This is a genomic window from Serratia sp. CY81684, from assembly GCF_052166595.1.
Lineage (GTDB): Bacteria > Pseudomonadota > Gammaproteobacteria > Enterobacterales > Enterobacteriaceae > Serratia > Serratia nematodiphila.
Map to the genome: position 1 here is coordinate 1,362,965 of NZ_JBJNOO010000003.1, position 21,640 is coordinate 1,384,604.

General features: G+C 61.8%; 23 protein-coding genes. 8 read left to right on the top strand and 15 right to left on the bottom strand.

From position 1 onward, the window contains the following. Positions 1–136 precede the first annotated feature (136 nt). From nudI to ACJ8QF_RS14390, 3 genes are all read right to left on the bottom strand, one after another. The gene (gene nudI, locus ACJ8QF_RS14380; RefSeq protein WP_442537605.1) at positions 137–562 is read right to left on the bottom strand and encodes a nucleoside triphosphatase NudI; all 426 of its coding nucleotides are present in this window, start codon (positions 560–562) and stop codon (positions 137–139) included. Positions 563–682: 120 nt separating this feature from the next. Next, positions 683–1,597 carry a polyphosphate kinase 2 gene (gene ppk2, locus ACJ8QF_RS14385; protein ID WP_442537606.1) on the bottom strand — a complete coding sequence of 305 codons (915 nt, stop codon included), beginning with the start codon at positions 1,595–1,597 and terminating at the stop codon, positions 683–685. 26 nt (positions 1,598–1,623) lie between these two features. Continuing rightward, complete coding sequence (locus ACJ8QF_RS14390; RefSeq protein WP_442537607.1) at positions 1,624–3,234, bottom strand: inorganic phosphate transporter; 1,611 nt, start codon at positions 3,232–3,234, stop codon at positions 1,624–1,626. Between the two features lie 186 nt (positions 3,235–3,420). Between ACJ8QF_RS14390 and ACJ8QF_RS14395 the strand changes: the two genes are divergently transcribed. Continuing rightward, positions 3,421–4,449 (top strand): transporter, encoded by a 1,029-nt coding sequence (locus ACJ8QF_RS14395; protein WP_280631560.1) that lies wholly within the window; start codon positions 3,421–3,423, stop codon positions 4,447–4,449. Here the strand turns inward: ACJ8QF_RS14395 and ACJ8QF_RS14400 are convergent, their stop codons facing one another. The 9 genes from ACJ8QF_RS14400 to ACJ8QF_RS14440 form a co-directional block, all read right to left on the bottom strand. After that, positions 4,450–4,983, bottom strand: coding sequence for an SRPBCC family protein (locus ACJ8QF_RS14400; RefSeq protein WP_015377962.1), 534 nt, complete (start codon positions 4,981–4,983; stop codon positions 4,450–4,452). A 3-nt stretch (positions 4,984–4,986) separates the two neighbouring features. After that, on the bottom strand, positions 4,987–5,334 hold the full coding sequence (locus ACJ8QF_RS14405; protein ID WP_308372567.1) for an ArsR/SmtB family transcription factor: 348 nt from the start codon (positions 5,332–5,334) through the stop codon (positions 4,987–4,989). 82 nt (positions 5,335–5,416) lie between these two features. Beyond that, positions 5,417–6,643, bottom strand: a complete 1,227-nt coding sequence (locus ACJ8QF_RS14410; RefSeq protein ID WP_442537608.1) for a Zn-dependent hydrolase — start codon at positions 6,641–6,643, stop codon at positions 5,417–5,419. Next, positions 6,640–7,131 carry an L-2-amino-thiazoline-4-carboxylic acid hydrolase gene (locus ACJ8QF_RS14415; protein WP_021503759.1) on the bottom strand — a complete coding sequence of 164 codons (492 nt, stop codon included), beginning with the start codon at positions 7,129–7,131 and terminating at the stop codon, positions 6,640–6,642. The genes ACJ8QF_RS14410 and ACJ8QF_RS14415 overlap by 4 nt, the downstream gene beginning before the upstream one ends. Before the next feature lie 18 nt (positions 7,132–7,149). Continuing rightward, positions 7,150–8,259, bottom strand: a complete 1,110-nt coding sequence (locus ACJ8QF_RS14420) for a branched-chain amino acid ABC transporter substrate-binding protein (RefSeq protein WP_370531167.1) — start codon at positions 8,257–8,259, stop codon at positions 7,150–7,152. 76 nt (positions 8,260–8,335) lie between these two features. Further along, a complete protein-coding gene (locus tag ACJ8QF_RS14425; protein WP_004938173.1) occupies positions 8,336–9,049 on the bottom strand; it encodes an ABC transporter ATP-binding protein in 714 nt (237 codons plus the stop codon). Continuing rightward, on the bottom strand, positions 9,042–9,812 hold the full coding sequence (locus ACJ8QF_RS14430) for an ABC transporter ATP-binding protein (RefSeq protein ID WP_004938167.1): 771 nt from the start codon (positions 9,810–9,812) through the stop codon (positions 9,042–9,044). The genes ACJ8QF_RS14425 and ACJ8QF_RS14430 overlap by 8 nt, the downstream gene beginning before the upstream one ends. Then, on the bottom strand, positions 9,809–10,921 hold the full coding sequence (locus tag ACJ8QF_RS14435; protein WP_442537609.1) for an ABC transporter permease subunit: 1,113 nt from the start codon (positions 10,919–10,921) through the stop codon (positions 9,809–9,811). Before ACJ8QF_RS14435 ends, ACJ8QF_RS14430 begins: the two co-directional genes overlap by 4 nt. Positions 10,922–10,931: 10 nt before the next feature. Further along, complete coding sequence (locus ACJ8QF_RS14440) at positions 10,932–11,882, bottom strand: branched-chain amino acid ABC transporter permease (protein ID WP_442537610.1); 951 nt, start codon at positions 11,880–11,882, stop codon at positions 10,932–10,934. Positions 11,883–12,051: 169 nt separating this feature from the next. Here ACJ8QF_RS14440 and ACJ8QF_RS14445 point away from each other — a divergent pair, with 169 nt between their 5' ends. Both ACJ8QF_RS14445 and ACJ8QF_RS14450 read left to right on the top strand, forming a co-directional pair. Next, a complete protein-coding gene (locus ACJ8QF_RS14445) occupies positions 12,052–12,984 on the top strand; it encodes a LysR substrate-binding domain-containing protein (protein ID WP_004938162.1) in 933 nt (310 codons plus the stop codon). Positions 12,985–13,062: 78 nt separating this feature from the next. Beyond that, positions 13,063–13,383 carry a cupin domain-containing protein gene (locus tag ACJ8QF_RS14450; protein ID WP_004938161.1) on the top strand — a complete coding sequence of 107 codons (321 nt, stop codon included), beginning with the start codon at positions 13,063–13,065 and terminating at the stop codon, positions 13,381–13,383. Here ACJ8QF_RS14450 and ACJ8QF_RS14455 read toward each other — a convergent pair. After that, positions 13,284–14,477, bottom strand: coding sequence for an alpha/beta fold hydrolase (locus ACJ8QF_RS14455; protein WP_442537611.1), 1,194 nt, complete (start codon positions 14,475–14,477; stop codon positions 13,284–13,286). The genes ACJ8QF_RS14450 and ACJ8QF_RS14455 overlap by 100 nt on opposite strands. Positions 14,478–14,583: 106 nt before the next feature. Here ACJ8QF_RS14455 and ACJ8QF_RS14460 point away from each other — a divergent pair, with 106 nt between their 5' ends. Further along, the gene (locus ACJ8QF_RS14460) at positions 14,584–15,477 is read left to right on the top strand and encodes a LysR family transcriptional regulator (RefSeq protein ID WP_004938156.1); all 894 of its coding nucleotides are present in this window, start codon (positions 14,584–14,586) and stop codon (positions 15,475–15,477) included. A gap of 39 nt (positions 15,478–15,516) precedes the next feature. Here ACJ8QF_RS14460 and ACJ8QF_RS14465 read toward each other — a convergent pair whose 3' ends face one another. Further along, positions 15,517–16,110 (bottom strand): TetR/AcrR family transcriptional regulator, encoded by a 594-nt coding sequence (locus tag ACJ8QF_RS14465; RefSeq protein WP_442537612.1) that lies wholly within the window; start codon positions 16,108–16,110, stop codon positions 15,517–15,519. 140 nt (positions 16,111–16,250) lie between these two features. Between ACJ8QF_RS14465 and ACJ8QF_RS14470 the strand changes: the two genes are divergently transcribed. Genes ACJ8QF_RS14470 through ACJ8QF_RS14480 form a run of 3 tightly spaced genes read left to right on the top strand, consistent with a single transcriptional unit; the run spans position 16,251 to position 19,118 of the window. After that, entirely contained in the window at positions 16,251–17,306 is a 1,056-nt protein-coding gene (locus ACJ8QF_RS14470) for a sugar phosphate isomerase/epimerase family protein (RefSeq protein ID WP_021503749.1), read from the top strand. Between the two features lie 26 nt (positions 17,307–17,332). After that, positions 17,333–18,226 carry an alpha/beta fold hydrolase gene (locus ACJ8QF_RS14475; RefSeq protein WP_176325895.1) on the top strand — a complete coding sequence of 298 codons (894 nt, stop codon included), beginning with the start codon at positions 17,333–17,335 and terminating at the stop codon, positions 18,224–18,226. Beyond that, entirely contained in the window at positions 18,216–19,118 is a 903-nt protein-coding gene (locus tag ACJ8QF_RS14480) for an alpha/beta hydrolase (protein ID WP_442537613.1), read from the top strand. Before ACJ8QF_RS14475 ends, ACJ8QF_RS14480 begins: the two co-directional genes overlap by 11 nt. A gap of 49 nt (positions 19,119–19,167) precedes the next feature. Here the strand turns inward: ACJ8QF_RS14480 and ACJ8QF_RS14485 are convergent, their stop codons facing one another. Continuing rightward, on the bottom strand, positions 19,168–20,601 hold the full coding sequence (locus ACJ8QF_RS14485) for an NAD-dependent succinate-semialdehyde dehydrogenase (RefSeq protein ID WP_004938137.1): 1,434 nt from the start codon (positions 20,599–20,601) through the stop codon (positions 19,168–19,170). 197 nt (positions 20,602–20,798) lie between these two features. Between ACJ8QF_RS14485 and ACJ8QF_RS14490 the strand changes: the two genes are divergently transcribed. Then, entirely contained in the window at positions 20,799–21,626 is an 828-nt protein-coding gene (locus ACJ8QF_RS14490) for an AraC family transcriptional regulator (RefSeq protein ID WP_442537614.1), read from the top strand. The last annotated feature ends 14 nt before the right edge of the window (positions 21,627–21,640 follow it).

Below are 21,640 nucleotides of genomic sequence, written 5' to 3' on the forward strand. Positions count from 1 at the left end.
TCAGTATATTAACATTGTCAATGCAGGACAGGAAGGCAATTGCTCTGGCGTTCGTTTCCCTCAGAATGGGGCGGGCAATCGTTCTGCTATCATGTCTCGTTACAGAACGGTACCCGCTGTACTCTTGCTGTAATGACTACAATAGCCCGCGTTGCCGCAGGGTGAAGCGGGTGGCCTCGTTCAAATCGTAGTCCGCGAGGCGCTCGCGCGGCACCCAGGCGTAGTCATCGAACTCGTCGTTGATCGTCACGTCGCGGTTGGCGGCATGGCAGTCGAAAATCAGGTAAATCATGTAGATTTGCTCCCGGCTGCCGTCGGCGTAAGTTTTGGTGCGCACGTCATCGCGGAAAGTCCAGGGCGTGATGTTGTCGAGGATCAGCGCGGCGCCCAACTCTTCGCGCACTTCGCGTCGCAGCGCCTGTTCTATTTGTTCACCCAGCTCGACGCCGCCGCCGGACAGCGCCCACTGGCCGGGAAACACGCCCTTGTGCGCCGCCATTTTGCACAGCAGGAAGGCGTTATCGTTTTCAATCAGCGGGCAGACAATGATGCGTTGGCGCATGGAGGACTCCTGTCAAAATGGAAAGCAACCACTTTAACATGGGGGCTGGCCCCTTAGCGTGAGAGAAATCAAAGCGTTGTATTTGCGCAGAGCTGCGGCAACCGCCTCTCTGCGCTACGGTCAGTAGATTTCCGGCACCACCATGTTGTCCGGCACCGGGTTACGGTGGTACTCCGGGCTGCGTTTGCGCGGCGGCAGCGTGATGACGTTACCTTCGGCTTCCTCATAAGGCACCTGCTGCAGCAGGTGAGTGATGCAGTTCAAGCGGGCCTTTTTCTTGTCGACGCCCTGAACCACCCACCAGGGCGCCTCGGCAATGTTAGTGCGCGCTAACATGATTTCTTTGGCCTCGGTGTAGTCCTCCCAGCGGCGGCGGCTTTCCAGATCCATCGGGCTGAGTTTCCACTGCTTGAGCGGATCGTGAATGCGGCTGAGGAAACGCAGCTCCTGCTCCTCATCGGTGATCGAAAACCAGTATTTGACGATTTGGATGCCGCTGCGCGTCAGCATTTTTTCGAATTCCGGCACGCTGCGGAAAAACTCCTCGTACTCTGCGTCGTTGCAAAAGCCCATCACGCGCTCCACGCCGGCTCGGTTATACCAGCTGCGGTCGAACAGCACCATTTCGCCGGCGGCGGGCAGATGCGCGATATAACGCTGAAAATACCACTGGGTGCGTTCGCGATCGTTCGGCGCCGGCAGCGCCGCCACGCGGCAGGTGCGCGGGTTGAGGCGCTGGGTAATGCGTTTGATCACGCCGCCCTTGCCGGCGGCGTCGCGGCCTTCGAAGAGGATCACCAGCCGATGGCCGGTACGCATCACCCAGTCCTGTAGCTTTACCAGTTCGCCCTGCAGGCGCAGCAGTTCGCGGAAGTATTGCTTGCGCCAGGCTTTCTTCGCGTCGCTGTCGACTTCTGCCGCGTCGAAGCGCAGGTCGTCCAGCTCCATTTCCAGCTCTTCGTCGTAGCTGTCGTAAAATTCTTGCAGCAGGCGCTGGTTGAATCCGTCTTCGCGGTTGAATTCATGCATGGTCATCAGATTTTCTCCGTATCAGCCCGGTGTTAGAAATGGTTGAAGATCCAGTACAGCACCGCCGACAGCAGCACTGAGGCCGGCAGCGTCAGCACCCAGGCCATCAGCAGATTGCGCAGGGTGGCCATTTGCAGGCCGGAGCGGTTGGCTGCCATGGTGCCGGCGATGCCGGATGAAAGTACGTGAGTGGTCGAAACCGGCAAGCCGAAGGCGTCGGCCGCGCCGATGGTGGTCATCGCCACCAGTTCGGCGCTGGCGCCCTGGGCGTAGGTCAGGTGCGATTTGCCGATCTTTTCGCCCACCGTCACCACGATGCGGCGCCAGCCGACCATGGTGCCGAGCCCCAGTGCAATCGCCACCACCACTTTCACCCAGAAGGGAATGAAGCGGGTGGCGTTGTCGAGTTCGCCCTTCAGCGCGTCGAGGTTGCGCTGCGTGTCGGGATTGATCTGCAACTGATGCTCTGTCTTCAGGTGCTTGATGGTCTCGGACGCCAGGTACATGTCGTTGCGGGTGTTCGACACCGCCTGTGCCGGGATCTTGTCGACCGAGCCGTACTGGCGAATTTGATCGCCGATCGCGCCGGTCAGTTGCGCCAGCGCCGGCACTACCTCCGGAGTCAGATCGCTGGTGCGCACATAGCCGGTCAGCACCTCGCGCGGCGGCGTTTGGTCGCCGGCCGGGAACTGGCGCAGCAGCTCGTTTTTGGTCACCTCCGCCAGCGCCGCCACCCGGGGGATCTGCTCCGGCGGCATCGAGCGGTTCAGGGCGTAGGCGATCGGCATGGTGCCCACCAGGATCAGCATGATAAGGCCCATGCCTTTCTGGCCGTCGTTGGAGCCGTGGGCAAAGGAAACGCCGGTGCAGGTGAGGATCAGCAATCCGCGGATCCACAGCGGCGGCGGGCTATTGTCTTTAGGCGCGCTGTACAGCTGGCGGTTGTTGACGAACAGCTTCAGCGCCAGCAGCAGCAGGCCGGCGAACACGAAGCCGATCACCGGCGACAGCAGCAGCGCATAGCCCACCTTGATCGCCTGGCCCCAGTCCACGCCGCTGGTGCCGGTGCGGCCGTGGATCAGGGCGTTGGCCACGCCAACGCCGATAATCGAGCCGATCAGCGTATGCGACGACGAGGCAGGCAGCCCGAGCCACCAGGTGCCGAGGTTCCAGATGATGGCGGAGAACAGCAGGGCGTACACCATGGCGAAGCCGTTGCCGGTGCCAGCCTGCAGGATCAGCTCGACCGGCAGCAGCGAAATGATGCCGAAGGCCACCACGCCGCTGGAGAGCAACACGCCGAGAAAGTTGAAGAAACCGGACCACACCACGGCGACCATCGGCGACAGCGAGTGGGTGTAAATCACCGTCGCGACCGCATTGGCGGTGTCGTGGAAGCCGTTGACGAATTCAAAGCCCAGCGCGATCAGCAGCGCCAGCCCCAATAATAAAAACGGAATGTAACTGGTATAGACGGCGCCGGCGTCGCTGACGTCGTTAAATAAGTTCACCCCGGCGAACGCGATCCCCAGAATTAATAAAAACACAAAAAAAAGAACAGTGAGTCGACTGTTCTTTTGATGCAGCTTGGGCAGGCTGGATGCGGCCGGCACACCCGTTTGAACGGCGCTGTTATCGCTCATAATGACCTTCCTAAGAGGATTGAATGCGGTAGCTGTCGCCTGAAAAGTATTCTGAATGAATGTGGCTTTTTTATGACGAAAATATTAATCATCGGGAACGGTGAAAATCATTAACGCCGATAAATAAAGATTGTTATAACAGCGGGGACGGTCTTGGGTTAACGGCAACAGGCAGGATAAGGCGTTATGGTGCAACGGTTAGCGGAAAAGATGCACAAGCTTGATTTCGATGATGAAGTGACCGGGCTGATCTACGGCCATGTGTTTCGTTCCGGTGAGCCGCCGGTGCGCCTGAACTCGCAGCAGATCTGTCAGGCCTACCAGGCTTTGCCGTCCGGCGACGGCTTTGTCTGGCTGCACCTCAATCTCAACCACGCGGCGGCGGAGAAGTGGCTGAAAAACCATTTCGCCATTTCCGATTTTTTCTTCCATGAAATTCGGCATGGTTCCCACACCACGCGCATCGAGCGCCAGGGCGACGATCTGTTCGCGGTGCTCAACGACGTGATTTTCCACCCTGAGGACAACAACCCGGAAACGGCGACGCTGTGGCTCTATTGCTGCCGTGGGCTGGTGGTCACCGTGCGTCACAAACCGGTGCGATTGATTGAACGGCTGCTTGGCCGCCTGACGGCGCTGGAGCTGGCATCGTCTACCGAGCTGCTGGCGCACCTGCTGGAAGAGCAGGAGGACGTGTTGGAACAGGTGGTGCGGCAGGCTAACCAGTATGTCGATACCATCGAGGATCGCCTGCTGACCCGCCGCGTCAAACGCAACCGCGCCGAGCTGGGGCGCATGCGCCGCATGTTATTGCGCTTTCAGCGCCTGTTGGCGCCGGAACCGGCAGCGCTGTTTCGGCTGTTGAACCGGCCGCCGGCCTGGCTGAGCCGTGAGGTGGTGCAGGATCTGCGGCAGTTTACCGAAGAGTTCACCGTGGTGTTGAACGATCTCGCCAGCCTGACCGAACGCATCCGGCTGCTGCAGGAAGAACTGGGCGCCAAGCTGATGGAGCAGAATAACCGCACGCTCTACACCCTGACGGTGATCACCGTGCTGGCGTTGCCGATCAACATCGTCGCCGGTTTCTTCGGCATGAACGTCGGAGGGATACCGCTGGCCAGCAATCACCACGGTTTTATCCTGCTGGTGTTGCTGGTCGGCAGTTTTACGCTGATCGCGGGTTATCTGGCGTTCAGGCGCAGGGACGAGTCGTAATTACAGGCGGGCGCGGTACTCTTCTTCCAGCCGGGCATGGGTGCTCCAGAACGGCTGCGGCGCCCGATCGTGCAGACGATCCAGCAGGATATCCAGATGGGTGTGCCAGCCGCCGGCGACGCTGAGCATCTCGTCGCGGTTGGCCAGGCGCCGGTGGGTGACCGTCAGCAGCACCGCGTTTCCCTGTTCCGTCAGCTCGAAGGTCACCTCGGAAGGGCGGCCCTGATCTTGTTCGGCCCAGGTAAAGCTCAGCAGGCGCGGCGGGAACAGGCAGGTGATGTGGCCGCGGTTGCTGACGCAGCCGCCGTGCTGTTTGTACTTGGCCGGCGGTGGCTCGTGCTCGCCAGCCAGATCGGAGTTGCGAAACTCCAGCTCCAGCGGCGCGCCGTTTTCCAACTTCATGGCGCCGGCCGCCAGCCAGGTGGCGCGCTTGTCGGATTCGGTCAGGTAAGCCCACACCCGCTCGATGGGGCCGGGCAGCAGCCGCTGGATGCGCAGCGTGCCGGGTTCGATAATCATGCCGTAATCATTCATGGTTCACTCCTTGGGAGGAAGCTGTTCGGGCTGCAGCAGCGCCTGTTCGAGCGCATCCAGCCGTTCAGTCCAGAAATGTTCATAGGTTTGCAGCCAGAGCATGGCCTGCGCCATAGGCTCGGGTTCGAGCCGGCAGATATGGTTTCTTCCTTGCACGGTGCGTTGCACCAGGCCCGCATGTTCCAGTGCTTTCACGTGCTTGGAGGCGCCGGCGAACGACATCTGCAGCGGCGCGGCCAGTTCGCCGATGCTGCGCTCACCGCCGGCCAGCGCGCGTAACATCGAGCGGCGGGTCGGGTCGGCCAGCGCATGAAAAATGGCGTCCAGCTGTGAGGAAGATAATTCAACCATATGGTTGAATATAGATCAGGCAGGCTAATATTCAACCGTTTTGTTGAATATTTTTTGCCCCGGCGCCAAACCGGGGCGAGGATCAGGCGTCGGCGTGCGCCAGCAGGGCGTTGAGCAACACGTCGGCGCCGGCGGCGGCCCAGGCGGGGGTGATATCTTCCCGCTCGTTGTGGCTGATGCCGTCCACGCAGGGAATGAAAATCATGGCCGTCGGAGCGACGCGGTTAAGGTAACAGGCATCGTGGCCGGCGCCGGAAATCATGTCGCGATGGCGATAGCCCAACGCTTGCGCGGCATGACGTACGCTGTCGATGCAGCCCCGATCGAAAGCGACCGGGGGATACTGGAAGATGCGCTCGGCGCGCGCGGTCAGGCTGCCGTCGTTGACGGCGTTCACCGCCGCCAGCAGGCGCTGCTCCATCTGCGCCAGAATTGACTCCTCTGGATGGCGGAATTCGACGCTGAAAAAGACGCGTCCCGGCACCACGTTGCGTGAATTGGGGGTAATTTGCGCCATGCCCACCGTGGCGCGCGCGTCGGGCGCGAAATCCCAGCCGATGCGATTGACCGCCGTGACCAGCGTCGCAAAGCCCAGCAGGGCGTCGCGGCGGCGGTCCATCGGCGTGGTGCCGGCATGGGCGCTAAAGCCGACGACCTCCAGTTCATACCAGCGCTGCCCTTGTGCGGCGGTCACCACGCCGATGTCGAGATGCCCCGCTTCCAGAATAGGCCCCTGTTCGATGTGCAACTCGAAGGCGGCATGGATCGGCGTGCCGCCCACCGGATACTCGCCGGCGTAGCCGATTCGCTCCAGCGCCTCGCCGAGGCTGACGCCGTGCTCGTCGTGGCGCGTCAGGCCGTATTCCAGGTCGAATACCCCGGCGAACACGCCCGAGGCGATCATCGCCGGCGCGAAGCGCGCGCCTTCTTCGTTGGTCCAGTTGATCACTTCAATCGCGCGTTCGGTGACGATCTGCCGATCGTTGAGGCTGCGAATAACCTCCAATCCGGCCAGCACGCCGTAGATGCCGTCGAAACGGCCGCCGCGGGGCTGCGAGTCGCCGTGAGAACCGGTGACGACCGGCGCCAGCTCGGGCCGCGTGCCTTCACGGCGCAGGAACATGTTGCCCATCCGATCGACGCGCACGCTGCAACCGGCCTCCAGCGCCCATCGGCGCAGCTGGTCGCGCGCCTGACGATCCTCTTCGCTGAGCGCCAGGCGGGTGACGCCGTTGTCAGCGATGGCGCCGAACTGCGCCATCGTCTGCAGGCTTTGCCACAGGCGCTCGCCGTTGACTCGATACGTCATTGATCTTCTCCCGGCGTTTTAGCGGTGTAGCGGAAATCGCAGCAAGGGGCGCCGGACATGATGGTCTGGGTGCGCTGCAGTTCAACGTCAGGTGCATAGCCGACGATAAACTGGCTGTCGCGAGCGCAGGAGAGCAGGTGGCCGATCTCCCCCAGCCCCATCTCGTGATACATCTCGGCGTAGCGGCAGCGGGTGACGTTATAGTCGAAGTGCTGTTCGTCCTGATTGATCACCTCGACGCGCAGCGCATCGTCTTTTTCCCACAGGTACTGCAAGGCGGCGAAGCTGCGCAGATCCGCGCCGTTCGGTTCCTGGGCGGCGAACTGTTTGCCCGCCTCGATGGCGGCATTCTCGATGGCCTCGCCGATCACCGCCTGGGCGCGCGCCTTGCCGATTTCACGCACCAGGATCTGGTAGATCGGTTTGATGATCTCCGCCTCGATTTTTCTGCGGGCCAAAATGCCCAACTCGTTGTTTGCACAGCTCATCGCCTTGCTCCTCTTGATTTATTGTGGTTTGGCGCCGCCCAACACGGTTTGCGGCTGCCATTTGCCGTCAACCACCCGATACAGGGTGAAGCTCGGCTGTTGCAGGTTGCCCTGCGCATCGAAGGCAATGGCGCCGGTCACGCCCTGATAATGTATGGCGCGCAGTTTCGGCAGATAATCGGCCGGGTCGGCCGAGCCGGCCTGTTCGATGGCGGCGATCAGCACTCGGGTGGCGTCGTAGGCGAAGGGCGCATGCAGTTCGATGTGGGTGTGGTAACGATCGCGGTAGGCTTGCTCAAACGCCTTGCCGCCCGGCATCTGTTCCAGCGGCAGCCCCGGCTCCAGCGCCACCACGCCTTCACCTTCCTGCTGCGCCAGCGTCAGGAAGGTTTGGCTGACAAAGCCGCCGGCGCCCATCAGCTGCGCGTTCATGCCCAACTGTTTCAGTTTGCGCGCCAGCGGCGCCGCCTGGGAATCTACGCCGCCGAAGAAGATCAGATCGGCGTTTTTGCTGCGCACGGTGGTCAGCACGGCGCTGAAATCGACGGTCTTGTCATCGACGTATTCACGGGCGACCGGCTGCACGCCCTGGGCCTGCAGCGATTTGATGAATTCGTCCGCCAGCCCCTGGCCGAAAGCGGTGCGATCGTCGATCACCGCGATGCGCTTGGCTTTCAGCGTCTTCACCGCATATTGCCCGGCGTAGTTGCCGCCGTCGTCGTCGTGGCCCATCACGCGAAAGCTGGTGTCAAAACCTTGTTGCGTATAGCCGTGACCGGTGGCGACCGGCGCCACCTGGGCGATGCCGGCGTCGTGATAGATGCGCGCCGCCGGGATGCTGGTGCCGGTGTTCCAGTGGCCGACCACGCCGGCGACGCCTTCGTCGACCAAACGCTGCGCCACGGCCACGGCGGTGCGCGGATCGGACTGGTCGTCCTCGGACACCAGTTTGAAGGTGACCGGTTTGCCGTTCAGCGTCGGTTTCTGCGCGTTAGCGTCGGCGATCGCCAGTTGCGCGCCGTTTTCGAGATCTTTGCCGATGCGCGCGGAAGGGCCGGTCAGCGGCCCGGCCAGGCCGATCAGCACGGTGTCGGCCGCCAGCGCCGGGAGGCTAAGAATCATTGTCATGGCAGCCAGCGCCAACGGTTTGATGCGAATGTTCTGTTGCATGTCATACTCCTGGTGCGGTTAAAAGAAACAACGGTTATTCACCCAAATAGATCTGTTTGATTTTTTCATCGTCCAGCATGTCGGCGGAACGGCCGCTGTGGCTCAGGCTACCGCTGTCCAACACGTAGGCGCGATCGGTGGACTCCAGCGCCAGGCGGGCGTTCTGCTCGACCAATAGTAGCGTGACGCCGTCACGGGCTAACTGCTTGATGACCGTGAAAATGGCTTCCACCACAATCGGCGCCAGCCCCATCGAGGGTTCGTCCAATATCAGCAACCGCGGGCGGCTGAGCAGCGCGCGGCCCATCGCCACCATCTGCTGTTCACCGCCCGAAAGTAGCCCGGCCGGTTGGTGCAGGCGCTCGCTCAGCCGCGGGAAGGTGGCGCACACCCGTTCGAAATCTTGCCGCACCGCCGATTTGTCGCGCCGCGCATAGGCGCCGAGCTGCAGGTTCTCCCGCACCGTCAAACGGGTGAAAATGCCGCGTCCCTCCGGCACCATCACCAGCCCCCGTTGCAGCAACCGGTGCGGCGGCACGCCGCGAATCGAGCAACCGTCGAACAGGATGTCGCCTTCGAACGGCTGCAGGCCGGTCAGCGCTCGCAGGCTGGAGGTCTTGCCCGCGCCATTGGCGCCGATCAGCGTCACCTGTTCGCCGGCGTTGACCATAAAATCGATGCCTTTGACCGCATGAATGCCGCCATAAGACACTTTGAGTCGTTTAACGCTCAGCAGGGCTTCAGACATGCGCGCCGCCTCCCAGATAGGCCTGAATGACCGCCGGTTCGCGCCGCACCTGCGCCGGCTCGCCTTCGGCGATCGCTTTGCCGTAATCCAGCACCGTCAGCCGATCGCACAGGCCCATCACCAGCTTGACGTCGTGTTCGATCAGCAGCAGCGTTTTGCCGCTGTCGCGGATGCGCAGCAGCAGTTCGCGCAGCGCCACTTTTTCTCCGGCGTTCATGCCCGCCGCCGGTTCGTCCAGCGCCAGCAGCCGGGGCTCGGTCGCCAGCGCGCGGGCGATCTCCAGCCGCCGCTGATGGCCATAGGCGAGATCGCCGGCGCGGTAATGGGCGAATTGGCTGATGCCGACGTACTCCAGCAGCGCATGAGATTTATCGCGCACCGCCTGTTCCTCCTCTTTCGCGCGCCCGTGGCGAGCGATCGCCGCCCACAGGCCGTTGCGGGTGCGCACATGGCAGCCGACCATCACGTTTTCCAGCACGCTCATTTCGTTGAACAACCGCAGGTTCTGGAAGGTGCGGGCGATGCCGGCCTGCGCCACTTTGTCGATGGCCTGCGGTTTATAGCGCTGGCCCAACAGGCTGAACTCGCCCTCGTCGGCGCGATACAGGCCGGTGATCAGGTTGAAGCAGGTGGTTTTGCCGGCGCCGTTCGGCCCGATCAGGCCGTAGATTTCCCCCTGGCGGATGCTCATGCTGACGTCATCCACCGCCGTCAGGCCGCCGAAACGTTTGCTGACGTGATTTAAAGCGAGCAGCGGCGTCATGCGGCGTTCCTCCCGGCATGGCGAGCCGGCCATAGGCCCGCCGGGCGATACAGCATCACCAGGATCAGCGCCAGGCCGTAGAACAGTTGGCGGATGATTTCCGGGTCGATCAGCACCTGGCCGAACAGCGCCTGCTGCAGCGGCCCCATGCTGCTGCGCAGCAGCTCCGGCAGGGCGGCCAGCAGCAGCGCGCCCAGGATCACGCCGGGAATGTGCCCCATGCCGCCGAGCACCACCATCGCCAGTACGGCGATCGATTCCTGCAGGGTGAAGGATTCCGGCGACACGAAGCCTTGAAACGCGGCGAACAGCGCGCCGGCCACGCCGCCGAAGGTGGCGCCGATGGCGAAGGCCAGCAGCTTGAAGTTGCGGGTGTTGATGCCCATCGCCCGCGCGGCGTCCTCGTCTTCGCGGATCGCCGTCCATGCGCGGCCAATGCGCGAATTCTGCAGCCGCAGGCTGATAAACAGGATCGCCAGAAGCAGCGCGGCGAACAGGTAGTAATACAGGTACAGGCCGGAAAAACGCACGCCGAACCACTCATGCATGCCGGAAAACTTCAGGTCGAACAGGCTGACCGGATCGACGCCGGAAATGCCTTTGGGGCCGTTGGTGAGGTTGACCGGGCGATCCAGGTTGCGCATCAGAATGCGCACGATCTCGCCGAAGCCCAGCGTGACGATCGCCAGATAATCGCCGCGCAGCCGCAGCGTCGGCGCGCCGAGCAGGATGCCGCACGCCGCCGCCAGCAGCGCCGCCAGCGGGATCAGCCACAGCATCGACAGGTGCAGTCCGTCGGGGAACCACTGCAGCAGCAGCGGGAACTGCTGCGTCAGATGCGGTGACGACAGCAGCGCGGCCAGATAGGCGCCAACGGCGTAAAAAGCGATAAAGCCCATGTCCAGCAATCCGGTCATGCCCACCACGATGTTCAGCCCGAGCGCCAGCATCAGGTACAGCAAGGCGAAGTCGACAACGCGCACCCAATAGTTGCCGCCGGCGGCACCCGCCACCCAGGGCGCCAGCAGCAGGGAGAGAATGAACAACGTCAGCCCCAGCCCGGCGCAACGCGGCCTGGCCAGAGGAGCGGGGGGAGTCAAAACGGTCATGGTGATGTCCTTATGCGCGCGTGGCGATGCGTTCGCCCAACAGCCCGGAGGGGCGGAAAACCAGCACGGCGATCAGCACCAGAAACGCGAACACGTCCTGGTAGTTGCTGCCGAACACGCCGCCGGTCAGCTCGCCGAGATAGCCGGTGCCCAGCGATTCGAACAGCCCCAGCAGCAATCCGCCGAGCATCGCGCCGCGCAGGTTGCCGATGCCGCCGAGCACGGCGGCGGTAAACGCCTTGATGCCGGGCAGAAAGCCCATCGAGAAACCGGCATTGCCGTAGTTGCTGGCCATCATGATGCCGGCGACCGCCGCCAGCGCGCCGCCGAGCGCGAAGGTCAGAACGATGATGCGGTCAGGACTGATGCCCATCAGGCCGGCGACCTGCGGGTTTTCCGCCGTGGCGCGCATGGCGCGGCCGAAACGGCTGTGTTCGACCAGCAGCCAGAGACCGGCCATCACCGCTACGGCCACCGCCAGCGTGACGATCGCCGTGCCGGTGATCACCGCCGGCGCATGTTCGGCGCTGCCTGCGGTCAGGGCGATGGGCGTCATCGGCAACAGCTGCGGAAACATCAGGGGATTGCGTGACCAGATCAGCATCGCCAGGGTTTGCAACAGCAGCGAGACGCCGATGCCGCTGATCAGCGGGGCCAGGCGCGGTGCATTACGCAACTGGCGATAGGCCAGACGCTCGATCGCCATCGAGGTGATGGCGCAGACCGCCATGGCGCACAGGGCTGCCAGCAGCAGCGTGGCGTAGGGCGATAACGCGGGAAAGTGGTGTTGCAACACGTTTATCGCCGACAGCGCGCTCAGCGCCCCGACCATCAGCACGTCGCCGTGCGCGAAGTTGATGATGCGCAGGATGCCGTACACCATGGTGTAGCCGAGCGCGATCAGCGCATAAATGCTGCCGAGCATCAAACCGTTGACGGTTTGCTGTACCAGCGTATCCATAAGGAGAGTCCGGAGATAATGAGTCAGAGGCTCACAGTAGAGAATTTAAAAAAATTGTAAAATACGGAAAAATACTTTCTTATACAAAAAACGAGTGATTTTAATGTATTGATTTTTATGTATATTGAATCCATTCCTTCAGTGTCGATTTCCCAAAAACAGTCAATATATGAAAAAAACAGAACAGTACGATGAGCCATTGCCGATGCTGCCGAACGATCCGCCGCTGCGCGCCGTGCGGGCGTTCGAAGCCATCGCGCGCCTGGGTGGCATCAGCGCGGCGGCTAACGAGCTGATGATTTCGCCTTCGGCGGTCAGTCATCAACTCAAAACGCTGGAGGCATTTTTGCAGATGCCGTTGACCGAACGGCAGGGGCGTAACCTGGTGTTGCGCAGCGAGGGGCGGGAGTATTACCGCTCGATTCGCTCGGCGTTCAACGTGTTGCGGCAGGCGACCGAACACGTGCGTGAACAATCCGCGTCGCGGCAGGTGACCATCAGCCTGATCCCGCTGTTCGGCATGGGCTGGTTCATTCCGCGGCTGCGCGGTTTTCTGCGTGAAAATCCGGATATCGACATCAATGTGGTCTACGCCAACCACCGCAATTACCTGAGCGACGCCGCCGATCTGTCGATCCGCTTCGGGGTCGGGCAGTGGACCGGCTATCGCAGCGAGAAGCTGATGTCCGGAAAAATGGTGCCGGTGTGCAGCCGGGCATTCAGTAAACTGCACGGTCTGCTCGATACGCCGGATCAGCTGACGACGCTGCCGCTGCTGCACGACGAGGAGCGCAATACCTGGATGCAATGGTTTCAGCAGGCCGGCGTCAAGCGCCCGCTGCGCAGTATCGGCCCGATGTTCGAGGATGGATTGTTGACGTTGGCGGCGGTGCAGGCGGGGTTAGGGTGCGCGTTGATGCGTGAACCGTTAATCGCCCAGTACCTTGAGAGCGGTGAGTTGATCAAAATGTTCGATCTGCCGATCGATGACGGCCGCGATTATTACCTGTGCGCTCGGCTGGACAGTGAACTGTCGCAGGAAGGCGAAAATCTGCGGCAGTGGCTGCGCCGTGAGGCGGCGGCTCAGAACGCCGGGGCATAATCTACAACCAACGCGTCTTTCAGCAGGTGACGGCTTTGCAGTAGAGTGCCGGTTCCTCTGTAGCGATAAGGTATGACGATGCTGTTCGATTTAAACCAGCAGGCGGCCGAACTGCCCGAGGCCTGGCGTTCCGCCGTGCTGGGCCGCGTCGGTGCGGCCAACATCAAAGTGCTGCGTATGGATGCGCGCAGCATTGCGGATGAAGTGCATGATTACAGCGAAGGGTTGCTGGTGATCAGCGGCCACCTGCGGCTGCAGGTGGCGGGGGAAGAAGTGGTAGTGCGAGCCGGGCAGCTGTATCAGGCCGCGGCCGGCGTACCGCACCGCGTGTTGCCGGGCAGCGAAGGCACGCTGGTGATTGTCGATTTGCCGGAGGAGCAAGTGCCGTCGTTGGGCTGAGGCTGCGCCAGAAATCTGACAACGCCCTGGAGAAAGCGTTGTCTGCCGGCGTTATCTCTATCGAGATGGACAAAATGTGTCGCTTCAGGAATGACCAGCTTTTCGGCTGAAGGGGCATCTTTCATGATGGCGTCCATATCTTCAGGGCGGCTCCAAAAATCCCGTTCTGAGCGAATAACCAACACGGGAACGGTGGTTAAGGCGGTTGCCGACCACTGTTTTCTGCCCGTCGCCAGCTCAAAGCTGTCTGCCATGGCACCGGTTGGCGCCCTGAAACTGTGTGGCGTTCTGCGCTGCGAGGTGTTGTCCGATGCCAGTGCGGCATCGCCGTAAGCGCGTTTCACTGTTTCATCACGCCACTGTGTTTTATCCGCCACGGGAATGCTGTTATCCCAGGCGACAAACAGACTGTCCCGCGTGTTGAGGCTCCAGCCGCCAAATTTGGCGGCGTTGAAATGCCCGGGATTTTGAGGATCGTCCAGCGGCGATCCCTGGCCCAGCAGCGGGTGGTGGGCGGTTCCGCCATAAAGCGTGTTATAGAGCACCAGCCGTTCCACATTCTGTGGATATTGGGTTGCATAAGCGCCAGCCCAGTGTCCTCCCGTCGCCCATCCCAGGATATTAATGCGGGGCGCTCGACTCCATGCCTGAATAGCCTGCACGGCGCGATCGATATCGGTTATGGCGTCCGCAGTGCGGATCAACGGCGTCGACTGGTCAGGGGGGCTATCCATCGCGGCCGGCCGGCTGGATAACCCGTATCCCCGCAGATCGAGGATATATACCCGAAAGCCGGCTAATGCCAGATCTGCAGCCAAAGAGCCGCCCTTGACGGGCAAATCAAAAGAGGCCAGGCCGGGAACCCGTGCGCCATGAATCAGCAGTACAGGTTTGCCCTCAGATTTCAGGCTGACTTCCCTGACGTGCAGTTGCTCTCCGCCCGCAAGCAAAATGTATCTGTCTGTTCGACTTACAGGTGTGGGGATTTCATTTTCTTTTGATGCAGCCAGCGTTGACGACGCTGACATGATAAGGAGGGCCAGCAACGTATTTAGGTTTCGATAAGTCAGTGACAACGATCTGAGTATGTTCATTGTTATTTCTGCTCCGCGAATATATACAGGAAGCATCTTCAGGCTACCTGGCTAGTGTGTCTAATACTATCGAGGGGCTTTCTTAATACGTTGAAGGTATCGCGATATGCTCACCCTGCGTCAGCTCCGTCAATTTCTTGTGGTTGCAGAAACAATGAATATCCGTAAAGCGGCTGAGCGTTTGCATATGGCTCAACCCCCGCTGACAAACGCGATCCGTCAAATGGAAGAGGCGTTGGGCACCCGGCTTTTTGAACGAACCAATCGTATAACGGCACTGACCCCGGCAGGCAAAGTGTTGCAGAAGGAAGCGGTTGCGACGCTGATGCAGATGGAAAGGTCGATGTTACTGACACGACGCGCCGGCCAGGGAATGACTGGGGCTTTGCGCATCGGTTTTGTCGCTTCCGCCGTCAGACATCTGCTTCCCGAAATAGTCGCCCGTTTTCACTTTTCCTGTCCGGAGGTCGTCCTTGAACTGAAAGAAATGACGACGGCGCGACAGGTTGCGAGCCTTTTGGAAGACACGCTTGATATTGGCATTGCGGTTTTACCTGTTCCTGAATACGCCATACCGAAACTGTCTTGCCATCCATTTTTTAGCTGCCCGCTGATTGCCGTTTTGCCGAGTAAACATCCTGCCGGAACAAGCGGCGTTCTTTCGCTTTCTGCCCTGGCCAGGGAGCCGTGGGTATTGTTTCCTGGGCAAGAAGGGCCAGGTCTCTATCGTGCTATCATTGAGGCCTGCGAAAAGGCAGGATTTGCTCCTGAGGTTGTTCAGCGAGCCGTGCAGATGGAAACGATAGTCGGCCTTGTTGCTTCGGGATTAGGAGTCAGTCTGGTCCCTGAATTCATGCAAAAAAGCGGCTGGGCAAACGTTTCTTTTTGTCGGCTTAGTGGAGAACAGATCCCGTATCAGGTTGCTCTGATTCACAAGCCGGAAAATACCAATCCTCACGTCGCAGATTTTGTCAGAAACGCGGTTCCTTCACAGCCATAGGTAAAACGCGCCTGAGTTTGAACCGCATTCAAGAATCGATTAGGCGCGGTTGCCCAGGGCCCTGAGCGCCACGTTCACCGCCGCCAATAACCGCGCTTCGGTGACGCCGTCACGCGCCTGAATCGACAGGCCGTGCAGGAAGACGGCGAAATAGTCTCCCAGGCTGTCGGCGTCGGTGTCGGCCGGCAATTCGCCGGTTTGCACCGCCTGGCGCAGCCGTTCGACGATCTGCTGCGTGCGCTGCAGCCGGTGCTCTGCCAGCCAGGCTTTGAGCCCGTCGTTTTCTGCGCTGACGCTGGCGGCGGAGGAGACCACCATGCAGCCCTGCGGCAGATCCGGCCGGCTATAGAGCCGCACGGCATCTTCCAGCAGGCGTTTGATCGCCGGGCGAATGCCGCTTTCCTGCGCGAAGGCGCGATCGGCAAAGCCGCCTTCCGTGGTTTCGTAACTGGCGATCGCCTCGCGGAACAACTGCTCTTTGGAGCCGAACGCTTTGTAGATGCGCGCGGAAGCAATACCCAATTCCGCCACCAGATCCGACATCGAGGTGCCTTCGTAACCCTGCCGCCAGAATAAGTTTCGCGCCTTCAAGAGCGCCTGTTCGCGATCGAACTCGCGCGGTCTGCCTGCCATTCGCTGCTCCAATTTACCTGCCATTCAGCGACATAGGATCGCTTAAATCGGCGGGAATACCAATGCCTTTATAAATTTCGCTTGCGGTCGCCGCGCTTTGCTCCTATTGTTTGTCAATCGACAACCAATAGGAGTTTACGATGAAAACCCTCAAAGGTCCAAGCCTGCATCTCGCGCAGTTCAGCGATGAGACAGCGCCGTTCAACAGCCTGCCCGCCATTGCCGAGTGGGCGGCGCAGACCGGTTTTAGCGCGTTGCAGATCCCGGCCTGGGATCGGCGTTTATTCGACGTGGCCACCGCTGCGCAAAGCCAAACCTACTGCGACGATCTGACCGGTATGTTGGCGGAGCATGGGTTGGTGGTCAGCGAACTGACCAGCCATATTTTCGGCCAACTGATGGCGGTGCACCCGGCTTACGATGCGCTGTGCGACAGCTTCGCGCCGCCGGCGCTGCACGGCGATGCCAACGCGCGCGGCGAGTGGGCGCGGCAGCAAATGCTGCTGGCGGTAAAAGCCTCGGCGCGGCTCGGGCTCAGCGAGCTGGGCACCTTTTCCGGCTCACTGGCCTGGCCCTATCTGTTCCCGTTCCCGCAGCGGCCGGAAGGATTGATCGACACTGCGTTCAACGAGCTGGCCAAACGCTGGCTGCCGGTGCTCAACGCCTGCGACGAGCAGGGCATCAACCTGTGCTACGAAATTCACCCGAGTGAAGATCTGCATGACGGCGTGACCTACGAGATGTTTCTGGAACGCGTCGGCCACCATCCGCGCTGCCGGGTGCTGTTCGATCCGAGCCATATGGTGCTGCAGCAGCTCAACTATCTGGAGTTTATCGATATCTATAAAGAGGTTATCGGCATGTTCCACGTTAAGGACGCCGAGTTCAATCCGACCGGCCGCCAGGGTATTTACGGCGGTTATCAGTCATGGATCGATCGCGCCGGCCGCTTCCGCTCGCTGGGCGACGGTCAGGTCGATTTCAACGGCATTTTTTCCCGTTTGACGCAGTACGGCTATTCGGGCTGGGCGACGCTGGAGTGGGAATGCTGCCTGAAAAATCCGCAGGACGGCGCGCGCGAAGGCGCGGCCTTCATTCGCGATCGCATCATCCATGTCACCGACAAAGTGTTCGATGACTTCGCCGGTGCGCCGGTCAACCCACAGCAGATCAATGCGTTGCTCGGCATTCGCTGAGCCTGATCCCACAGGGAGTTAACCCCATGAAACAACAAGAGAACGAGATCCTGTTGCAGGATCTCGGGGCGGAACACGTCTATACCCAGGTCAATGGCCAACGTATCCACTGCGTGATAGCCGGTGAAGGGCGGCCGGTGTTGCTGATCCCCGGCTGGCCGCAAACCTGGTACACCTGGCGCCATGTGATGCGCGCCTTGGCGGCGGCCGGTTTTCAGGCGATCGCCGTCGATCCGCCGGGCATCGGCGATTCGGACAAGCCTGTCGGCGGTTACGACACCGGCAGCATCGGTGCGGCGTTGCACGCGATGATGGCGCAACTGGGCCACGAACGTTACCAACTGGTCGGCCACGACATCGGCATGTGGGTCGGTTACGCCATGGCGAGCGATTTCCCGCAGGCGGTGGAGCGCCTGGTGCTGACGGAGGCGGTGATCCCCGGTCTGGCGCCGCCGCCGCCGATTTTCGTCGCGCCGGAGGAGAACATCTTCCTGTGGCATTTCATGTTCAACCAGTTGGCGGATTTGCCGGAGACCCTGACCCAGGGGCGCGAGCGGGAGTATCTTGGCTATATCTTCAACCGCTGGTCTTATCGGCGCGATCGGGTGGCGGCTGAGGTCTATATCGCCGCCTATTCGGCGCCGGGCGGCCTGCGCGCCGGATTCGACTATTACCGGGCGATCCCGGAGACCGTTCGCCAGAACCGAGTGCGCGCCGCCACGCCATTGACGATGCCGGTGCTGACCGTGGGGGCGGAACACGCCACCGGCGACGCGCCGCTGACGACGCTGCAGGGCAATGCGCGCGATCTGCGGGGCGAAACGGTCGCCGGCTGCGGCCATTTCATCACCGAGGAGTGTCATGAGGCGTTTATCGCACTGATTACGCCGTTCCTGGCGGGAGAACAACATGCCGCTTGATGAACGCATCGCCGCCTTTTTGACGGCATCGGTCGACGCACTGCCACCCGCGTCGCTGGCGGAAATGCGCACGGCCACGGAAACCGGTTTGCGCTTGCTGCAGGGCGAAGCGGCACCGAGCGGCGGCGTCAGGGACTATACGGTGATCGCCGCCGATGGGCACCGGATTGCGCTGCGCGCTTATCTACCGGCGGGGGAAAGGCGCGCTGCCGCACAACCGGCGATGCTGTTCGCCCACGGCGGCGGCTGGTGCCTCGGTTCGCTGTCGCTGTATGACCAGCCCTGCCAGGCGCTGGCTAACGCAACCGGCCGGGTGATCCTGTCGGTCGACTATCGTCTGGCGCCAGAGTATCCGTTTCCGCAGCCGCTGGAAGATGTCTATCAGGCGCTCTGCTGGGTGGTGCAACAGGCGCCGCAGTTGGGGATCGACGCGCAGCGCTTGGCAGTGGGGGGCGACAGCGCCGGGGGCAATCTGGCGGCGGCGGTCGCGCTGCTGGCGCGGGATCGCGGCGGCCCGCATATCGAGCGTCAGCTGCTGCTGTATCCGGCGCTCAGCCGCGAAATGGCGACGAGGAGCTATCGCGAGTTTGCCGAGGGGCACTTTCTGACGCGCGACGCGATGGTATTTTGTTGGCAGCAGTATCTGGCTCAGCGGCGCGAACCCTACGGCGAACCGCTGCACGCCGCCACGCTGCGCGGGTTACCGCCGGCCACCATTCTGAGCTGCGAATATGATCCGCTGCGCGATGAGGCCGAGGAGTATGCGCAGCGGCTGCGCGAGGCGGGCGTGGCGGTACGCTGCGAACGGTTGCCGGGCATGGTGCATGCCTGCATACACATGCTGGGGCTGACCCCGGCGGCGCGACGGCTGTTCGAGCTGGCCGGCGAGTAAAAAAAAAGCCCCGCATTGCGGGGCGTTTGGCTATTCATCAGACACGCGATTAACGGCCGGCGACGGTGACGAAGCGGGTTTCCAGATAGGATTCGATCGCTTCGCTGCCGCCTTCGGTGCCGTGACCGGAGTCTTTCACGCCGCCAAATGGCGTTTCCGGCAGGCCGAAACCGATGTGGTTGATGCTCAGCATGCCGCTCTCCACGTCGCGCCCCAGCGCATTGACGGTGGCGATGTTACGGCTGTAGGCGTAGGCGGCCAGCCCGTACGGCAGGCGGTTGGCTTCGGCGATCGCCTCGTCGTAGGTGGCGAACGGGCGCAGCAGGGCGACCGGGCCAAACGGCTCTTCCGACATGGCGCGCGCGCTCAGCGGCACGTCGCGCAGCACCGTCGGCTCGAAGAAGTTGCCTTTGCCCGCCACGCGTTTGCCGCCGGTGCTGGCCTTCGCTCCGTGGGCGATAGCGTCCTGCACCAGCGCCTCGATATTGTCGACGCTGCGGCCCAGCACCATCGGGCCCATCGTCACGCCGTCTTCCAGCCCGTTGCCGAGCTTGAGCTCACGCACCGCGGCGGTGAATTTCTCCACGAAGGCCTCGTAAACGCCTTGCTGGATCAGGAAGCGGGTCGGGGCGATACAGACCTGGCCGGCGTTGCGGAACTTCGACTGCGCCAGCTCTTTGGCTGCCGCGTCGAGATCGGCGTCGTCAAAGATCAGCACCGGCGCGTGGCCGCCCAGCTCCATGGTGGCCTTTTTCATATGCTGGCCGGCCAGCGCCGCCAGATGTTTGCCCACGCGGGTGGAGCCGGTGAAGGAGATCTTGCGAATGGTCGGATGCGGGATCAGGTATTCCGAGATTTCCGCCGGGGTGCCGTACACCAGTGCGATCACCCCGGCTGGGATACCGGCGTCGGCGAAGGCTTTGATCAGCTCTGCCGGTGAGGCCGGGGTTTCTTCCGGACCTTTGACGATGATGGAACAACCCGCCGCCAGCGCGGCGGACAGCTTGCGCACGATCTGGTTAATCGGGAAGTTCCACGGCGTGAAGGCGGCCACCGGGCCGACCGGCAGTTTCAGGGTTTGCTGCTGCACGTCGCGGGCGCGGGACGGAATGATCTGCCCGTAGGTGCGGGTGGCTTCGCCGGCGAACCAGTCGATAACGTCGGCGGCGTTGAGAATTTCAATCTTGGCCTGCGCCACCGGTTTGCCCTGTTCCTGCGTCATGATGGCGGCGATGGCGTCGGCGCGTTCGCGCAGCAGTGCAGCGGCTTTGCGCATCAGGTTGGCACGCTGGTGTGCGGCGGTGTTGCGCCAGAGGTTAAATCCGCGCTCGGTGGCGGCCAGCGCCAGATCGAGATCCTCTGTGGCGGCGTGCGCCACCTGACCGATGACCTCGTCGCTGGCGGGGTTGGTGACAGGCAGGGTTTTCCCGGCCAGCGCGTTGCGCCATTGTCCATCGATATACAGTTGAGTATCCGGATACATTGTTGCCTCTTGTTTACGGAGTGGTCAGGGGCCGCTGAGTTTTGCGATGCGGCGCGCCTGAATGGGACAGGGACCTTAACCCTACGCCGAATGGCGGCGATCGTCCAGGCGAGGGGCACGAAAGGACCAGGGCGGCTACTCAATCGGCGATGTTTTGGCTATGCTGAGCAGATTGTCAGCACGGATGAGGAGGTCGGGTGCAAGGGGTTCCACAACAGTTTCCGTTCGAGAAGGATTGCGCGCAGTTCCGGCATTTGCCGCATCTGCCCGGCGTCGAACTCTATCAGGCGCATATCGAACGTTATGCCTTCGAGCCGCATACCCACGACGCCTTCGCCATCGGCACCGTGGATACCGGGGCGGAGCGTTTTCGCTATCGCGGGGCGCAGCACCTGGCGGCGCCGGGCGCGCTGGTATTGATGAATCCTGACGAGCTGCATACCGGCGAAGCCGAAACGCCGGGCGGTTGGTGTTATCGCATGCTCTATCTGGCGCCCGAGGCGCTGGAGCAGCTGTCCGGCGATCGGAGCCAGTGGTTTACCGAGGCGGTGCGTCACGATCCGCGGGCGGCGCAGCGCCTGTCCGCCATTCTCGCCATGCTGTGGCAAACCGAGGATCCGCTTACGCTCGACGGCCTGCTGCTGGAGGCCGTCGAGTTGCTGCAACCGCATATCCGCACCGGGCAACGAGAGAAAGCCGAGGCGGCGCACAGTTTCGAGGTGGTGAAAAGCTACCTGCACGATAATTATGCCGAGGCCATAAGCCTCCACCAACTGGCCGATCTGGTCTCGCTCAGCCCGTACCATTTCCAGCGCAAGTTCAAGGCCGAATATCACGTCTCGCCGCAGCAGATGCTGATGGCGATCCGGCTGTCGCAGGCTAAACGCATGCTGGAGCGCGGCATACCCGCCGCACAGGTGGCGGCGGCGGCGGGGCTGACCGATCAGGCGCACCTGACGCGCGCGTTCGCTAATCGTTACGGCGTCACGCCGGTGCGTTTCCAGAAACAGGTGAAATTGGGCTAAAACAGCAACCTGCT

Bases quoted from the DNA above. Each gene is read 5' to 3' on its own strand.
- nudI (WP_442537605.1), bottom strand. From the start codon at position 562: ATGCGCCAACGCATCATTGTCTGCCCGCTGATTGAAAACGATAACGCC.
- ppk2 (WP_442537606.1), bottom strand. From the start codon at position 1,597: ATGACCATGCATGAATTCAACCGCGAAGACGGATTCAACCAGCGCCTG.
- ACJ8QF_RS14390 (WP_442537607.1), bottom strand. From the start codon at position 3,234: ATGAGCGATAACAGCGCCGTTCAAACGGGTGTGCCGGCCGCATCCAGC.
- ACJ8QF_RS14395 (WP_280631560.1), top strand. From the start codon at position 3,421: ATGGTGCAACGGTTAGCGGAAAAGATGCACAAGCTTGATTTCGATGAT.
- ACJ8QF_RS14400 (WP_015377962.1), bottom strand. From the start codon at position 4,983: ATGAATGATTACGGCATGATTATCGAACCCGGCACGCTGCGCATCCAG.
- ACJ8QF_RS14405 (WP_308372567.1), bottom strand. From the start codon at position 5,334: ATGGTTGAATTATCTTCCTCACAGCTGGACGCCATTTTTCATGCGCTG.
- ACJ8QF_RS14410 (WP_442537608.1), bottom strand. From the start codon at position 6,643: ATGACGTATCGAGTCAACGGCGAGCGCCTGTGGCAAAGCCTGCAGACG.
- ACJ8QF_RS14415 (WP_021503759.1), bottom strand. From the start codon at position 7,131: ATGAGCTGTGCAAACAACGAGTTGGGCATTTTGGCCCGCAGAAAAATC.
- ACJ8QF_RS14420 (WP_370531167.1), bottom strand. From the start codon at position 8,259: ATGACAATGATTCTTAGCCTCCCGGCGCTGGCGGCCGACACCGTGCTG.
- ACJ8QF_RS14425 (WP_004938173.1), bottom strand. From the start codon at position 9,049: ATGTCTGAAGCCCTGCTGAGCGTTAAACGACTCAAAGTGTCTTATGGC.
- ACJ8QF_RS14430 (WP_004938167.1), bottom strand. From the start codon at position 9,812: ATGACGCCGCTGCTCGCTTTAAATCACGTCAGCAAACGTTTCGGCGGC.
- ACJ8QF_RS14435 (WP_442537609.1), bottom strand. From the start codon at position 10,921: ATGACCGTTTTGACTCCCCCCGCTCCTCTGGCCAGGCCGCGTTGCGCC.
- ACJ8QF_RS14440 (WP_442537610.1), bottom strand. From the start codon at position 11,882: ATGGATACGCTGGTACAGCAAACCGTCAACGGTTTGATGCTCGGCAGC.
- ACJ8QF_RS14445 (WP_004938162.1), top strand. From the start codon at position 12,052: ATGAAAAAAACAGAACAGTACGATGAGCCATTGCCGATGCTGCCGAAC.
- ACJ8QF_RS14450 (WP_004938161.1), top strand. From the start codon at position 13,063: ATGCTGTTCGATTTAAACCAGCAGGCGGCCGAACTGCCCGAGGCCTGG.
- ACJ8QF_RS14455 (WP_442537611.1), bottom strand. From the start codon at position 14,477: ATGAACATACTCAGATCGTTGTCACTGACTTATCGAAACCTAAATACG.
- ACJ8QF_RS14460 (WP_004938156.1), top strand. From the start codon at position 14,584: ATGCTCACCCTGCGTCAGCTCCGTCAATTTCTTGTGGTTGCAGAAACA.
- ACJ8QF_RS14465 (WP_442537612.1), bottom strand. From the start codon at position 16,110: ATGGCAGGCAGACCGCGCGAGTTCGATCGCGAACAGGCGCTCTTGAAG.
- ACJ8QF_RS14470 (WP_021503749.1), top strand. From the start codon at position 16,251: ATGAAAACCCTCAAAGGTCCAAGCCTGCATCTCGCGCAGTTCAGCGAT.
- ACJ8QF_RS14475 (WP_176325895.1), top strand. From the start codon at position 17,333: ATGAAACAACAAGAGAACGAGATCCTGTTGCAGGATCTCGGGGCGGAA.
- ACJ8QF_RS14480 (WP_442537613.1), top strand. From the start codon at position 18,216: ATGCCGCTTGATGAACGCATCGCCGCCTTTTTGACGGCATCGGTCGAC.
- ACJ8QF_RS14485 (WP_004938137.1), bottom strand. From the start codon at position 20,601: ATGTATCCGGATACTCAACTGTATATCGATGGACAATGGCGCAACGCG.